General features: G+C 63.9%; 14 protein-coding genes. 7 read left to right on the forward strand and 7 right to left on the reverse strand.

What is annotated here, in order from left to right:
* Nucleotides 1-23: 23 nt before the first annotated feature.
* Both LU684_RS05060 and LU684_RS05065 read right to left on the reverse strand, forming a co-directional pair.
* A complete protein-coding gene (locus LU684_RS05060; RefSeq protein ID WP_210668144.1) occupies nucleotides 24-1,415 on the reverse strand; it encodes an FAD-dependent oxidoreductase in 1,392 nt (463 codons plus the stop codon).
* A gap of 15 nt (nucleotides 1,416-1,430) precedes the next feature.
* Nucleotides 1,431-2,747, reverse strand: coding sequence for an MFS transporter (locus LU684_RS05065; RefSeq protein ID WP_023048825.1), 1,317 nt, complete (start codon nucleotides 2,745-2,747; stop codon nucleotides 1,431-1,433).
* Nucleotides 2,748-2,991: 244 nt separating this feature from the next.
* Here LU684_RS05065 and LU684_RS05070 point away from each other — a divergent pair, with 244 nt between their 5' ends.
* Together LU684_RS05070 and LU684_RS05075 are read left to right on the forward strand one after the other, a co-directional pair.
* On the forward strand, nucleotides 2,992-3,861 hold the full coding sequence (locus LU684_RS05070) for a LysR substrate-binding domain-containing protein (protein ID WP_023048826.1): 870 nt from the start codon (nucleotides 2,992-2,994) through the stop codon (nucleotides 3,859-3,861).
* Nucleotides 3,862-4,002: 141 nt separating this feature from the next.
* Nucleotides 4,003-4,374, forward strand: a complete 372-nt coding sequence (locus tag LU684_RS05075) for a DUF2784 domain-containing protein (RefSeq protein WP_023048827.1) — start codon at nucleotides 4,003-4,005, stop codon at nucleotides 4,372-4,374.
* On the opposite strand, the gene tam is transcribed toward LU684_RS05075, so the two are convergent.
* Nucleotides 4,364-5,140 (reverse strand): trans-aconitate 2-methyltransferase, encoded by a 777-nt coding sequence (gene tam / locus LU684_RS05080; RefSeq protein WP_016486020.1) that lies wholly within the window; start codon nucleotides 5,138-5,140, stop codon nucleotides 4,364-4,366. The two genes, LU684_RS05075 and tam, sit on opposite strands and share 11 nt — an antisense overlap.
* A gap of 104 nt (nucleotides 5,141-5,244) precedes the next feature.
* Here tam and LU684_RS05085 point away from each other — a divergent pair, with 104 nt between their 5' ends.
* Nucleotides 5,245-5,424 (forward strand): hypothetical protein, encoded by a 180-nt coding sequence (locus LU684_RS05085; protein ID WP_016486019.1) that lies wholly within the window; start codon nucleotides 5,245-5,247, stop codon nucleotides 5,422-5,424.
* Nucleotides 5,425-5,427: 3 nt separating this feature from the next.
* Here LU684_RS05085 and LU684_RS05090 read toward each other — a convergent pair whose 3' ends face one another.
* A complete protein-coding gene (locus tag LU684_RS05090; protein ID WP_016486018.1) occupies nucleotides 5,428-6,843 on the reverse strand; it encodes an amino acid permease in 1,416 nt (471 codons plus the stop codon).
* A 325-nt stretch (nucleotides 6,844-7,168) separates the two neighbouring features.
* Here LU684_RS05090 and LU684_RS05095 point away from each other — a divergent pair, with 325 nt between their 5' ends.
* Entirely contained in the window at nucleotides 7,169-8,593 is a 1,425-nt protein-coding gene (locus LU684_RS05095; RefSeq protein ID WP_016486017.1) for an aminotransferase-like domain-containing protein, read from the forward strand.
* 141 nt (nucleotides 8,594-8,734) lie between these two features.
* On the opposite strand, the gene LU684_RS05100 is transcribed toward LU684_RS05095, so the two are convergent.
* Together LU684_RS05100 and LU684_RS05105 are read right to left on the reverse strand one after the other, a co-directional pair.
* Nucleotides 8,735-9,973: a Zn-dependent hydrolase gene (locus LU684_RS05100; RefSeq protein WP_232894224.1), complete on the reverse strand. Its 1,239-nt coding sequence runs from the start codon at nucleotides 9,971-9,973 to the stop codon at nucleotides 8,735-8,737.
* Nucleotides 9,974-10,004: 31 nt separating this feature from the next.
* Complete coding sequence (locus LU684_RS05105; RefSeq protein ID WP_095114839.1) at nucleotides 10,005-11,309, reverse strand: MFS transporter; 1,305 nt, start codon at nucleotides 11,307-11,309, stop codon at nucleotides 10,005-10,007.
* Between the two features lie 290 nt (nucleotides 11,310-11,599).
* On the opposite strand from LU684_RS05105, the gene LU684_RS05110 reads away from it, so the two are divergent.
* The 3 genes from LU684_RS05110 to LU684_RS05120 all read left to right on the forward strand — a co-directional run bounded on the left by LU684_RS05110 (nucleotide 11,600) and on the right by LU684_RS05120 (nucleotide 14,069).
* Nucleotides 11,600-12,508: a LysR family transcriptional regulator gene (locus LU684_RS05110; RefSeq protein ID WP_232894225.1), complete on the forward strand. Its 909-nt coding sequence runs from the start codon at nucleotides 11,600-11,602 to the stop codon at nucleotides 12,506-12,508.
* A gap of 103 nt (nucleotides 12,509-12,611) precedes the next feature.
* Nucleotides 12,612-13,409: an SDR family NAD(P)-dependent oxidoreductase gene (locus LU684_RS05115; RefSeq protein ID WP_095114838.1), complete on the forward strand. Its 798-nt coding sequence runs from the start codon at nucleotides 12,612-12,614 to the stop codon at nucleotides 13,407-13,409.
* Nucleotides 13,410-13,526: 117 nt separating this feature from the next.
* Nucleotides 13,527-14,069 carry a WYL domain-containing protein gene (locus tag LU684_RS05120; RefSeq protein ID WP_023048832.1) on the forward strand — a complete coding sequence of 181 codons (543 nt, stop codon included), beginning with the start codon at nucleotides 13,527-13,529 and terminating at the stop codon, nucleotides 14,067-14,069.
* A 51-nt stretch (nucleotides 14,070-14,120) separates the two neighbouring features.
* Here LU684_RS05120 and nfsB read toward each other — a convergent pair whose 3' ends face one another.
* The gene (nfsB, locus tag LU684_RS05125) at nucleotides 14,121-14,774 is read right to left on the reverse strand and encodes an oxygen-insensitive NAD(P)H nitroreductase (protein WP_095114837.1); all 654 of its coding nucleotides are present in this window, start codon (nucleotides 14,772-14,774) and stop codon (nucleotides 14,121-14,123) included.
* Nucleotides 14,775-14,827: the final 53 nt, after the last annotated feature.

Here is a 14,827-nt window from a genome sequence, read left to right on the forward strand (position 1 = left end):
CATGGGATCGACAAGAAATCTCATCAGCCTTTATCGGCTTTGCCCGCCGCCGCCGCAAACCGCGCCAGGCGCACATCCAGGCGACGCGGCCGCAAGCCGTGATCCTCGGCGCGCTCCTTGCGACGGATGGCATTGCGCACCATCAGCGAGCCCAGGTAGCGGATCGGTTCGGGCGGGAACAGCCCCAGCGGCCCCTTGACCAGCGGCGAACGGGTCCACGGGTTATCCAGCCCCAGCGCCAGCGACGAAAGAATCTGCCCGCCCATATGACACGGGCCAACGCCGCTGCCGGAGTAACCAAAGCCGTAGAACACGTTGCCCTGACCGTCCAGGCGACCAAAGAACGGCAAGCCGGTCACCGAACGGTCCGACGGCCCGTTCCAGCTGGCCGCCAGTGGCACCTCGGCCAAGGCCGGGAAAAACTCGCCAAGGGTTTCGCGCAGCAAGGGCCGGTACGGCGAAGGCTGGTCGAATACCGGCAGCATGCGCCCGCCATACGCGAAGGTGTTGCCACCCTTGCCGAGCATCAGCCGACCATCAGAGGTGTTGTGGTAGTAATGCACGAAAATACGCGAGTCGAGCACGCTGATTCCGCTGTCCAGGCCACTCTGGCCGAGCAGTTCGGGGCACGGCTCGGTGATCACCATGTCGCTGGAAACGATCGCCACACTGCGCTCGAACTGCGGGAAGGCGCGTGCCATCCAGGCATTGAGGCCCAGCACCACGCGGTCGGCGCGCACGGTGCCATGAGCGGTGCGTACCTGCACCGGGGCACCGTGCTCCAGGCCAGTCATGGCTGTGCCTTCATGAATGCGCACGCCGCGTTGCAAGGCCACCCGACGCAAGCCGCGCACCAGCTTGCCCGGCTGCACCGTGGCGGCGGCCGGCGAGAACCAGCCCTCCAGGTGCCGCGCCGAACCCGCCAGGCGCTGCACCTGCTCCAGTGGCAGGCGGCGGAACGAGTTGATCCCCTTGTGCTCCAGCGCGGCGATCACCGCATCGGTGGCGCCTACCTGGGCCGGGTTGGTGGCAGTGTACAACGTGCCGTCCAGCCGAAAGTCGCAGTCGATGCCATTGGCCGCGCAAAACTCGCCGATGCCGGCGATGCTGCGCTCCGACTCGCGCACCAGGCGCACCGCCTCGGCCACGCCGAACAGGCGTTCGAGGGTGAAGTACTTGGCCGACCAGGACAACGCGCAGCCACCATTGCGGCCACTGGCACCGGCGCCGCAGATGTCGGCTTCGATCAGCACCACCTCCAGGGCCGGTACGGCCTCCTTGAGCATCAGTGCCGTCCACAGGCCGGTATAACCGCCACCGACAATGCACACATCGCAACGGGTATCGCCTTGCAGCGGCGGGCACACCGCCTCCTGCGTGGAATCCAGGGCCTGTTGCAGCCAGAAGGGTCTCATTTGCTCGCTTTCCTTTCAGGTACGCAGTGGCTTGATTGCCATGCTGGTATTCGGTGCTACGTCGGTACTTTGTGCATTGCTGGCCGGGCGGCTGTTCCAGTGCGGTAACAGCACCAGCGCCGAGAACAGCGCGCAGCCAGCGAACACGATGAACACCGTGACGCCATCGAAGTAACCGGGTAGCAGCCCGCCCAGCACCGCCCCCACCGAGCCACAGCCGTTGACGAAACCTGCGGCGGTGGCGCCGGCCTTGGCGGTGCCGAAGTCGATGGCTGCAGCACCACTGATCATTGAGTCCGGCCCGTACAGGGTCAGGCCCATGACGAACAGCAAGGCCACCACCAGCATCACGCTACCGGTATGCATGGCCGCCATGAACGCCGCCAGGGTCATGGTCAGCAGCACCAGGCTGATCACGCAGGCCGGCATGCGCCGGGCGCCGAACAGTTTGTCGGAGGCCAGGCCGATCATGATCGGGCCTAGCAACCCCGCCAGTTCGAAGGCGGTCGGGATGATTGCCGCCCCCACCTTGCCCACCGATGGCATCTGTTCGAAGACAATCACCGGCCCCCACAACAGGATGGCGTAGCGCGCCGGCTTCAGCAGAAAGTACGCAAGCCCCAGGGTCAGCACCGTGCGGTTGCGCAGGATCTCCCTCAGCGGTGCCCACACGCTGCACAGGTTGTCCGCCGGGGCCATGCTCTGCGGCTCGGGCTCCACGGCCGGCAGGCCGACATCTTCAGGCTTGTTGCGCTGCAGGAAGAAAAACAGCACGGCCACCAGGGCCACCACTGCGGCACTGGAGAAGAACGCTGCGTGCCAGGTGCCCACCAGGGTATAAGCCCACCACCCCGCGAACGGTGAGGCCACCAGGCCGCCGAAGGCATAGCAGGAACTCCACAGGCCCAATACCCGCCCGCGCTGCGAAGCCGGGAAGAAGCTGCCGATGTTCTTGCACAAGCCGGCCCAGCCGGTGGACTGCGCCAGGCCCTGCACCAGCATGCAGGTGGCAAAGATCGGGAAGGTGGCGTAACTGCCCATCACCACTGCCGCCACTGCAGAAATCAGCAACCCGCCAAGCACCACCACACGCGGGCCGAAGCGGTCGGCGAGCATGCCCCAGGTGAACTGGCCCACAGCGTAGGCGGCCAGGTAGATGGCGTCGAGGTTGGCCATGGCGGCCTTGTCGAGCATGAAGCCTGGGTCTTCGGCAATGCCCAGCTTGGCTACCGAGAAGGCTTTACGGGTGAAGTAGAAGGCGGCGTAAGCCAGCCAGGTGATGGCGAAAATCTGGATGCGCCAACGTTTCAACGCGGCTAGGGATTGATTCATGTAAGTCTGACCTCTTGCTCAAGTGTGCCGGCAGAATGTGAAGAAACGCCTGTCTTGTTCTTGTGTTACGCACAGCGATGACGAGGCTGTCATCGGGTCAGATGGCGCCGTGTGGGTGCCATGGCCCAGGCGGTACTCGTGGTACCCGCATCGGGCTGACATTCATGGAAACAGTTGCGCTAAGATAAATAAAATCGATTTATCGTATTACACACATAAGCCCAGCTTGTTACTGAGGTCTGTCATGTCGCTTTCCCACGCACAACTGAAGGCCTTCCATGCGGTGGCCGTGCACGGCAGCTTTACCCGCGCCGCAGAAAAGCTGTTCCTTACCCAGCCAGCGGTGTCGGACCAGGTGCGCAAACTGGAGGAGCGCTTCGGCGTCTTGCTGTTCCACCGCAACAAGCGTTCGGTGCAGCTCACTGATCTTGGCGAGCGCTTGCTGGGCATCAGCCAGCGCCTGTTCGCCTGCGAGGTCGAAGCTCAAGAGCTGCTGCACGATTCGCGTGCGCTGCACACCGGCAGCCTGGTGCTGGCGGTGGATGCGCCGGTACACGTGCTGCCGCAGATCGCCCGCTTCTGCCAGCGCTACCCGGGCATCCAGGTGAAAATCGAGACCGGCAACACCGATGAGTCGCTGGCCCGCTTGTTCAGCTACCAGGCTGACCTGGCCCTGCTCGGCCGGGATGTCGATGATGAGCGCCTGCATTGCCTGCCACTGCGCCGCGACCCGATGGTGGCGTTTGTTTCGCATAACCACCCGTGGTCCAGCCGTGGCTCGATCAGCCTCGCCGACCTCGACGACACGCCCCTGGTGCTGCGCGAGCCCGGCTCGGTGACGCGCCAGACGCTGGAAGAAGAGATGCAACGAGCGGGTTTGCGGATTCGCCCGGCGATCCAGGTGGAAGGCCGGGAAGCGGCGCGTGAGGCGGTGGTGGTGGGGATAGGCGTGGGGGTGGTCTCCGCGGCCGAGTTTGGCGCCGATGCGCGGGTGTGCGCGTTACCGATTGTGGATTGTCAGCGGCATTTGACCGAGACGCTGGTGTGCCTGAGCGAACAGCGTACGCGCCGGGTAGTGGCGACCTTTTTGCAGATGGTTGAGGAAGGGTTGTAAGCCTGTACCGGCCCTTTCGCAGCGCAAGGCTGCTCCTACAGAGGAATGCGATAACCTGTAGGAGCAGCCTTGTGCTGCGAAGAGGCCAGTGCAGGCCACCCGACTATGCTGGGATAACTTCAACCCCCGGGCACACTAACCATGCTCTACCGCCTGGCCGCCGACACCCTGGTCCTGCTGCACCTGGCCTTCATCCTGCTGGTGCTGTTCGGCGGCCTGCTGGTACTCAAGTGGCGCCCTGCCCTGTTCATCCACTTGCCGGCCCTGGCCTGGGGCGTGGCGGTGGAATGCCTGCACCTGGGCTGCCCGCTCACCACCTGGGAAAACCGCATGCGCAGCGCAGCCGGGGGCGCAGGCTACCAGGGCGGCTTTGTGGAGCACTACATCTGGCCACTGATCTACCCCGCCGGGCTGACACCGCACATCCAGCTGTTACTGGGCAGCGTTGTGCTGCTGCTCAACCTCGGCGTCTACAGCTACGTGGCCTGGCGATGGCACCGCCCTAGCGGGTAGCGATCACGAACAACCGCGGGAACGGCAGCAGCACCTTGCCATCGGTGGCCGGCGGGTAGTCGCGCTGCATGGCCTGCAGGTACATCTGCAGAAAGTCGCCCTGCTCCTGCTCGTCAAGCCTGGCCAGGTAAGGCCGCAAGGCCGAACCCTTGAACCACTCCACCACCGCTTCGGCGCCACCCACCAAAGGGTGGTGATAGGTGGTGCGCCACACATCCACCCGCGCACACAGCGGGCTGAGCAGGTCGTAGTAGAACGCCGCACCGTGCCGTGGCGGCAACTGGAAATCGGCGAATTTCGCCGCCCAAGGGCCTTGGCTGGCAATCTCGCGCAACTGCCGATGGGCTGGTTCGTCGAGGTTGTCGGGGGTCTGCACGGCCAGGCTGGCGCCTTCACTCAACTGACGCACCAGGTGCGGGTACAGCGAGGCGTGGTCAGGTACCCATTGCAGCGAGGCATTGGCCAGGATCAGGTCTTGCGGCTCTGGGGCGGACCAGCCGGCAATGTCGGCAATGACCGTGCGTACCCGCGGGATGCACAGCCGTTTGCGTTCGCGGGCCTTGTCGATCATGTCCGGGTCGCTGTCCAGTGCCGTCACCTGGGCATCGGGGTAGCGCTGCAGCAGCACCTCGGTGGAGTTGCCCGGGCCGCAGCCCAGGTCGGTGGCGTGGCGCACCGGCCGTGGCGGGATGGCGGCGAGCAGGTCGCGTACGGCACGGGTGCGTTCGTCTTCGAACAGGGAATACTGGTTGGCGGACCAAGCCATGTGGGGCTCCTTTTGGGCGGGCAATGTGCCTAGCATATGCCATCTGTCGACTGTGAGGGCCCTATCGCCGGAACTGACCGCCTATGCGTGAAGTCAGTCCATGTATGCGCCTGCCCATGAAGACCTACATCGCCCTCGCCATCCTGGCCCTGATCGCCGCCGCCGCCCTGCTCGGTTCGCCGTGGATGAACCAGCGCTTCCACATGCCCGCAGAAAAAACCCAGGCCCAACAACGCGAAACGGCCGGGTCCCCAAGGGAGCCGGCCGTTTCCAGGCACGAGTGACGCTTAGTGCTGCTTGCTGCTGCCAGAGCGGATCTGGTGCACCACGCCCATTGCCACCACGACTGCCGCCGCAATACCGGTGGAAATCACCAGGATCTGGTAGTCAGGCATGAAGGCCATGGTGACCAGTGCGGCCACGATGAACGCGATCACCAGGTAGGTCAGCCACGGGAACAGCCACATCTTCAGGCGCACTTCCTTGCCTTCGGCAATCAGCTTGCGGCGCATGCGCAGCTGCGAGAAGGCAATGACCAGGTACACCAGCAGGGCGATCATGCCGGTGGTGTTCATCAGGGTATCCAGCACGTCTTTCGGGCGCAGGGTTTCGCTGAAGTTGATCAGCGCACACACCACGGCCACGGCGCACGAGCCCATGATCGCGTATACCGGTACACCGGTGCCGGCGCGGGTGATCTTGAAGAACGACGGCGCATCACCCCGTTGGGCCAGGGAGAACAGCATGCGCGAAGCGGTGTAGTGGCCCGAGATCAGGCAGCTGCTCACCGAGGTCAGCACCACGAAGTTCATCAGCAGCTCGGCATACGGCACGCCCAGCAGTTCCAGGGTACGGCGATAAGCGCCATAGCCGGAAACACCCAGGTGCGGGTCGTTCCACGGTACCAGGCAGACGATCAGGAAGATCGAACCGACGTAGAACAGGCACACACGCCATACCACCGAGTTGGTGGCCTTGACGATCTGCGCGGCCGGGTCCTTGGCTTCGGAAGCGGCGATGGTGACGATTTCGGCGCCCAGGAAGGCGAACATCACCCCAAGCAATGCACCGATCACGGTGGTGATGCCATTGGGCATGAAGCCTTCGGCGGTGAGGTGGCTGATGCCACGCACTTCACCAAACTGCCAGACGTTCATCACGGCAGCGGTACACACGATCAGGAAGCAGACAATCGCGATCACCTTGATCAAGGCGAACCAGAACTCGAACTCACCGTAGTGCTTGACGTTGAAGAAGTTGACGGTAATCAGCAACAGGGTCGTGGCCAGCACGAACACGTTGACGCTGACATCCGGGAAGAAGCCATGCAGGATCTTGCCCGCCACATAGGCTTCCCAGGCCATGAGGATGACCCAGTACCACCAGTACAGCCAGCCGATGGTGAAACCGGCCCAGCGGCCAATGGCGCGGTCGGCGTAGGTGGAGAACGAGCCGGTGTCTGGCGAGGACGTCGCCATTTCACCCAGCATGCGCATGATCAGTACCACCAGGATGCCGCCCGCCAGGTAGGCCAGGACAGCGGCTGGGCCGGCGCTGTGGATCACGCTGCCGGAGCCGACGAACAAGGCGCCGCCAATAACCCCGGCGATCGACATCATCGTCAGGTGGCGCGACTTCAACGAGGCACTGAGCTTGCTCTCGTGCCCGCCTTTCGCGGTGGTGGTTGTGGATGTTGCGTCCATCAGTTGTGTACCCCGTGCTTCTTTTTATCCAAGGAAAACCGTGAAACCCCGATGGCTGGCGGTTTCACCTGTACATCAGTGCTAATGCGGGCAGGATGGTGTGAGCGAACACACGCAGGCCCTCCATGGCGGCCTGCTGACGCGCCCCAGGACGACTGCCTGAAGCGAACTGAACATGCTTTATGTGGCGATATCCGACACCTAATGTAAAAATGTCCGACGCAGAGAGCCATGCACAGTGGCATGAATCTCGCACTGCACTGTACAGGTCGCCCATGCAGTACACCCTGCAAACGCCAGGCGATACGCACCCTGAAGGCCCCGAATGTTCGAATTACATCCAGACTCCCCCACCCCGCTGGTCAACCAGATCATCGACGGGTTGCGTGAGTTGATCGACAACCAGACCCTCAAGCCGGGCGCCAAGGTCCCGTCTATACGCGCCTTTGCCGCGAGCTATTCGGTGAGCACCTTCACCGTGGTCGAGGCCTACGACCGCCTGGTCGCCCAGGGGCTGCTGGTGAGCCGTGGCAATGCGGGGTTCTTCGTCAACCGTGCGGCGGGCGAAATGCTGGACCGGCACACTACCGAGGCCGACGCCAGTCGACCAATGTTCAACTCCGAGTGGTACCTGCAGCAGATCTTCGAGATCCGTCAGTTGCCCTACAAACCGGGGTGCGGCTGGCTGCCCAACGACTGGATGTACGAAGACGGCCTGCGTCGCGGGCTGCGCCAGGTGGCCGGCAGCCCACTGGAACTGTCGGGTTACGGCGACCCCATGGGCCTGATGGAACTGCGTACGCTGACAGCGCAGAATTTGCAGCAAGAGCTTTCCATCGTCGCCAACCCGGCACAGCTGATGCTCACCCACGGTGCCAGCCAGGCCCTGGACCTGGCCGCCCGCACGCTGGTGCGCCCAGGCGATGTGGTGCTGGTCGACGACCCTGGCTACCCCAACCTGATGAGCATCCTGCGTACCCAGGGCGCAACCCTGGTAGGCGTGCCACGCACCCCGGCCGGTTACGACCTGAACCAGCTGGAGCAGTTGCTCACCCACCACCGCCCGACGGCGTTCTTCACCCAGCCGCACCTGCACAGCCCGACCTGCTCACGCACACCGCTGCCGCAGTTGCACCGCCTGCTGCAACTGGCCAGCCAGCACGGCTTCCGCCTGGTGGAAAACAACCTGTACGCCGACATGGTCACCGAACCGCAGCCATGCCTGGCCAGCCTCGACCACCTGCAGCAGGTGGTGTACGTGGGCAGCTACTCCAAGAGCATCTCGCCCAATGTGCGGGTCGGCTACATGCTGGCCAACCCCGAACTGATGCAGAAGCTGCTGCACCTGAAGATGCGCTCAGGCCTGACCACCTCGCAGGTGATGGAGCGTGTGGTGTACGCCGCGATCATCGACGGCCGCTGGCGCAAGCACCTCAAGCGCCTGCGCCAGCGGCTGGCCGAGGCGCACCAGGAAGTTGGCCGGCATCTGCATCGACTGGGCTTCGAACTGTTCACCGAATCGGATGAAGGCATGTACATCTGGACCCGCCACCCGGCGATTCCGGACAGTGCCGCATTGCTGGATGATGCGCTGGAGAAAGGCATCATGCTAGGGCCTGGGCAGTTGTTCATGGTCGATGCCAAAGCGACCGGGTGGATGCGCTTCAATGTGGCGTTCAGTACGGACCCGGCGATGTGGGAGTTGCTGGAGAAGGTGTTCGTCAAGCATGTGCGAAGGGGTGGGATGTAGTTCGCCACGACATCCTCAGCGTGGGTAAGGTTTGCAGGAACTTGTGGGAGCGGGCTTGTCCCGCGAAGGGGGCCTGGCGATGCATGGCACCGGCTTTGCCGGTGTTCGCGGGGCAAGCCCGCTCCCACAGGGTCCCCCTATTCAATGAGTTATGTCGACACGGCCTGCCCGTGCCAGCACAGCGTTCAGCAGTACATCCGCGCCCTGTCGGGCATCATCAGGCAGCACGTCCTCAGCCTCGTTGTGGCTCAGGCCACCGACGCAGGGGATGAACACCATCGCCGTCGGGCAGTACCGCGCCAACAGAATGGCATCGTGACCCGCCCCGCTGACAATCGATTGCTGCGCATACCCAAGGCCATCCACCGCTTGCTGCACGGCAGCCACGCAGTCGGCATCGAACGGGGTCGCCGGGCTCACCCAGTGGCGCTCGATACGCACTTGCAGGCCGCGCTGGCTGGCGATGGCTTGCAGCTTCAGGGTCAGCTCGCGCTCCATGGCTTCGATGGCCTCGTCGCGGTGATGGCGCAGGTCGACCGTGAACTGCAGCAGGCCGGGAATGGTGTTGCGCGAAGACTTGGCAATGGAGAGCTCACCTACGGTGGTCAGGCCTTGGGGGGCAAAGTCCGCTGCCAGTTGCTCGACCGCCTGGATCATCCGCGCAGTGCCGTACAGCGCATCCTTGCGCAGCAGCATCGGCGTGGTGCCGGCGTGTGCCGCCATGCCCTCGACCGTCACGTCCAGCCAGCGGATAGCCTGGCCACCACTGACCACGCCAATGGCCTTGGCGTTGTCTTCAAGGATCGGGCCTTGTTCGATATGCGCCTCGAAATAGGCATCCACCTCGCCGCCCAGCGGGCGTTGGCCGGCGTACCCGGTGCGGTGCAGTTCGTCGGCGACGCTGACGCCATCGGCATCGCGAATGGCCAGCGCCTCGGCCAGCGCGAGGCTGCCGGTGAACACCGCCGAGCCAAACATGGCCGGGGTGAAGCGCGCGCCCTCCTCGTTGGTCCATACGGCAATTTCCAGCGGCTTGCGGGTGTGGATGTTCAGGTCATTCAGGCGGCGCACCACCTCCAGGCCGGCCAGCACGCCATACACGCCATCGAAACGGCCACCTTCGGGTTGGGTGTCGAGGTGGCTGCCCATCATGACCGGGGCGGCATGCGGGTCACTGCCGGCACGGCGGGCGAACAGGTTGCCGATGGCATCTACCGACAGGCTAAGGCCCGCTTCGCGGCACCAGTGGCTGAACAGTTCACGGCCGGCTTTGTCCTCCTCGCTGAGGGCCAGGCGGCAGTTGCCGCCGCGGGCGGTGGCGCCGACTTCGGCCATGGCCATCAGGCTCGCCCACAGGCGTTCGCCATTGCTTTTCAACATATGCGGGTACTCCAGAATAGTGGGGGTTCGATCAGGCCAGTTCCAGGCGCTGGCTACGGGCGTACTGGCGCGCCAAGGCGAGCACGCAAACCAGCGAAATGGTGGCGATCAGGGTGTAGAAGGCTGCCATCGGCCACCATTGGCCGCTGAAGGTATGGGCCAGCCAGGTGCCAATCAGCGGGGTCAGGCCGCCAGCGATCGCGCCGCAGATCTGATAGGCCAGAGAAATGGCGGTGTAGCGCACGCGGGTTGCGAACATGCCGCTGACATAGCCGGCAATCACCGCGTAGAAGGAAGCCATGCAGGCTGCGGCCAGGGCGATGCCAAGCACGATCAACGGGCCCTGGCCCGAGCTGACCAGCACGAACATCGGGTAGGGCGAGGCCATCGCCAGCAGCGCAACCAGCGCCAGGAAGCGCGTCGCGCCGACCTTTTCCGACAGCCACGCCGCAAGCGGCTGCACACAGAACTGGATGATCGCCACAAAGAACAGGCATTCAAGGATCAACGAGCGCTCCAGGTGCAACTGCTGGGTGGTGTAGCTGATCATGAAAGTGTTGGTGAAGTAGACCCCGGCAATGCCCAGGGTGTTGGCGCCGATGCACAGCAACAGCGGGCGCCAGGCGGTGCGCAGCACTTCAAGCACTGGCGCCTGCTCCTTGCGCCGAGCCTTTTGCGCCTGCTCGCGGCTGGCGATGAACTCGGGTGACTCATTCACCCCCAGGCGAATCGCCAGGCCCACCAGCAGCAGCAACGCGCTGGCCAGGAACGGCACGCGCCAGCCCCAGCTCATCAGTTCCTCTTCAGGCAGGCGGGTAACCGCGCCAAAGGCCAGAAGCGACAGAATCAGGCCAGCCGGGCTGCCCAGCTGGGCGAACGAGGCGAAGAAGTTGCGCCGACCTTTGGGCGCATGCTCGCCGGCCATCAATACCGCCCCGCCCCACTCGCCGCCCACGGCAATGCCCTGGACGATGCGCAGCAGGATCAACAGCACCGGCGCGGTGGCGCCGATCTGCGCGTAAGTCGGCAGCAGGCCGATGCACACGGTAACGATGCCCATCATCAGCAGGGTGATGACCAGCGACTTCTTGCGGCCGATTCGGTCGCCCACGTGGCCGAAGACGATGCCGCCCAGCGGCCGGGCGAAGAAGCCCACGGCGAAGGTGCCGAACGCGGCCATGGTGCTGAACAGGCTGTCGTCAGAGGGGAAGAACAAGGCACCGAACACCAGGGCGGCGGCGGTGGCGTAGATGTAGAAGTCGTACCACTCGATCATGGTACCGATGAACGCGGCGGCGGCTGCACGGCGCGGCTGGGCGGAAGCGGTGGGGTTCATGGGGGCTCCTTTGCTTGTTGTTCTGGCAGGAGTTGCTGGGACACGGTGGCGCTCTGGTGGCGCTTGGCCTGCTGGTTCGGTGCTGGCTTGTTCGCGGGCTCGCCCGCTCCCACAGGGGTCGCACCCTGTCTGCAACAGTGCAGTACCTGTGGGACGGGGCAAGCCCGCGAAAAAGCCGCCGCCGACACACCGGGCTTCAATGCATGCGATTTATCGGCCCGGGGCTATGATTAGTCAATTTTCTATTTATTATTCGAACTATTAACCACGCTTATTATCGAGCCCCCGCCATGTCTGACCGCCTGCTCAACGACCGCCTCGACTGGAACCTGCTGCGCACCTTCCGGGTCATCGGCCAGGAGCTGTCCATCAGCCGCGCCGCCGCCCGCCTGCACCTCACCCAACCGGCGGTAAGCCAGGCGCTCAAGCGCCTTGAAGAGCAGCTCGGCCGCCAGCTCATTGCCCGCCGTGGGCCGCGCTTCGTGCTGACAGAAATGGGCGAGCAGCTGTTCCAGCTGGCCGGCGAGGTGTATGGGCAAATGTCGCAGATCGGCGGCTTGCTGGAGCAACCGGCGGACGAAGTGGAGGGCAAAGTGCGCCTGCTGATGATCAGCCGCATCGTCAGCGAACGCTTCGACAACTTCCTCGCCGACTTCCACCGCCAGCGCCCGCGAGTGGAACTGGAAATCGACGTGATGCGCAGCTCCGACATCGTCGCCGCCCTGCAGGAAAAAACCGCCACGGCGGGCCTTAGCCTCACCCGGCGTGCACAGCCACGGCTGGAACAGCGGCTGTTCCTGCGCCAACGCTATGCGTTTTTCTGTGGCAAGCACCATGCCCTGTTTGGCAAGGCCGAAGGCGACCTGCAACGGGAGAACTTCGTCAGTTTCACCAGCGATCAGATTGGCGGCATGTTGTCGCCGCTGACCATTTTCCGAGACCTGCAAGGGTTCGCCGGGCGGATCGTGGCCTCATCGCCAAGCCTTGAAGAAGTCCGCCGGCTGGTGATCGCCGGGTTTGGCATCGGCTGCCTGCCCGAGCATGTGGTGGCACCGGATGTCGAAGCGGGGTTGCTGTGGAAGCTGGCGCCGCAGGAAGGGATTGCCGATGTGGATATTCACCTGTTGTGGAACAGGGAACAGCGGTTCAGCCGGGCGGAAGAGGTGTTTATCGAGGCGTTGCAGCGTGTCATAACCTAGCGCTTCTGAGCGGCTCCATAGACCTCGCGCGCTCGCGCTTGCCAACCTGCGTGCTTCACTAGAATGGCTTGCATCACTGCAACTCACTTACAGGAGCCATCCCATGAACATCGACCTCGGCGGACGCACCGCCATCATCAGCGGCTCGACCGGCGGTATTGGTCTGGCCATCGCCCGTGGCCTGGCCCGCGCCAATGCCGACGTGGTCATTGCCGGCCGCAGCCAGAAGTCGCTGGACGCCGCCCTCGCCGAAGTGCGCAAGCAAGGTGGGCGTGGCCAGGTGCAAGGCGTGGTCGCCGACCTGGGTACCGCCGCCGGTGCCGAAACCCTGTTCGCTGCCCACCCACGGGCCGACATCCTGGTCAACAACCTGGGCATCTACGACGACGTCGACTTCTTCGATGTAGACGACAGCGAGTGGGCGCGCTTCTACGAAACCAACGTGCTCAGCGGTGTGCGCCTGGCCCGCCACTATGCCCCGGGCATGATCGAGAACGGCTGGGGGCGGATCCTGTTCATTTCCTCGGAATCGGGTGTCGCCATTCCTGCCGACATGATCAACTACGGCGTAACCAAGGCCGCCAACCTGGCCGTTTCCCATGGCTTGGCCAAGCGTCTGGCCGGCACCGGGGTTACCGTGAACGCAGTGCTGCCGGGCCCGACCCTGACCGATGGCGTGACCGCGATGGTGGCCGATGCAGCCAAGGCTTCCGGGCGCAGCATTCGTGAAGAGGCGGACAACTTCGTCCGCACCGCGCGGCCAAGCTCGATCATCCAGCGCGTCGCCGATGTCGATGAGGTTGCCCACCTGGTGGTATACCTCGCCTCCCCTTATTCCTCCGCCACCACCGGCGCGGCCCTGCGGGTCGACGGCGGCGTGGTCGACAGCCTCGCTATCTGAATTCAACTGGAGGCATTCGGGGAAAACTTGGATCCCATTCTATGAGAGGGTATGCTGCGCAATAGCTATACGCCACTATCCAGGCAGGTTTGACGCCTGCCTTCAAGGACGAAGCCTTTGCCCAGCCACCCAACCCGCCATACCATCGCCCGACAGTGGCAGCTGCTCAAGTTGCTGCCCGGCCGCCACCCCGGGATGAGCTCTACCCAGTTGCAGGCCGCCCTGACAACCGTGGGCCATACCACCAGCAAACGCACCGTCGAACGCGACCTGGTCGAGCTTGCTGCGTTGTTCCCGTTGCAGTGCAACAGTAAAGGCATGCCTTACGGCTGGTACTGGCAACCGGGCCTGAGCCTGAGCGAAGCGCAGCAGCTGCAACCCGACGTGCTTACCCCCCCGGACCACGTTGAACTGCATGCCTGGGTCGATGACGCGCTGGCCCGCCGCCTGGAACAATCACCCCTGTCAGCAGATATGCAACTGACACCGCAAGCGAGCGGCGGCGCCGTGCTGGTCGCTACCGTGGCCGACAACCGGGCGCTGATGGGCTGGCTGCTGTCCCAAGCAGGTTCTATCCGCATCCAGGCCCCGCTGGCGCTGCGTGTGGCCATGCTCGAACAGCTGCGCCAGAGCCTGGCACTGCACGATGGCAGTTATTGACTGGCAAGCAAAATTCATTGTCGGGCGGGGCCGTCTGTGGCCCCGGTAATCTCACAAGAAAGTGAACACTTGCGAAGCCGGCAAGCGTGATTTGTTCAGCCCGGCGTTGAAGTCCGACTCGCTGCGATAACCCAGGCTGAGGATCACCACACTGGTAAAGCCACGCTCACGCAAGCCCAGCTCAGCATCGAGCACCTTGCTGTCGAAGCCTTCGATCGGGGTGGCATCCAGACCATGCGCCGCTGCCCCCAGCAGCGCCGTACCCAAGGCCAGGTAAGTCTGCTTTTCCATCCAGTGCTGCACGTCCTTCTGGTCATAGCGGTGCAGGTTGACGTAATGGCGGCGGCTCTGGTTTTGCCCGGCGCGGGCTTGCTCGTCACGGAAACGGCCATCGGCAGCCTCTTGATCAAGCACCGCATTGAGGTGCGCTTCGGTCATTTCGGTGCGGGTGCAGAATACGATCACGTGCGACGCATCGAGGAGCTTGGGTGTGTTGTAGGCAAAACCCTCGTTGGTACTCTTTGCCAGGCGGGCCTTGCCTTCGGCGGTATCAGCAACGATGAAGTGCCACGGCTGTGAGTTGACCGAGGACGGGCTGTGGCGCAGTTGTTCAAGCAAGGCATCGACAGTGGCCTGGGGAATACGGCGCGAGGCATCGTAGGCTTTGGTGGTGTAGCGGCGCTTGGCCAGCGAGACGGTATCCATGCAACAACTCCGGGAATCAACGGTGTATGTGGCGTGTATCTTATCTTTCCAGT

This window comes from Pseudomonas sp. NMI542_15 (assembly GCF_021283425.1).
Lineage (GTDB): Bacteria > Pseudomonadota > Gammaproteobacteria > Pseudomonadales > Pseudomonadaceae > Aquipseudomonas > Aquipseudomonas fortuita.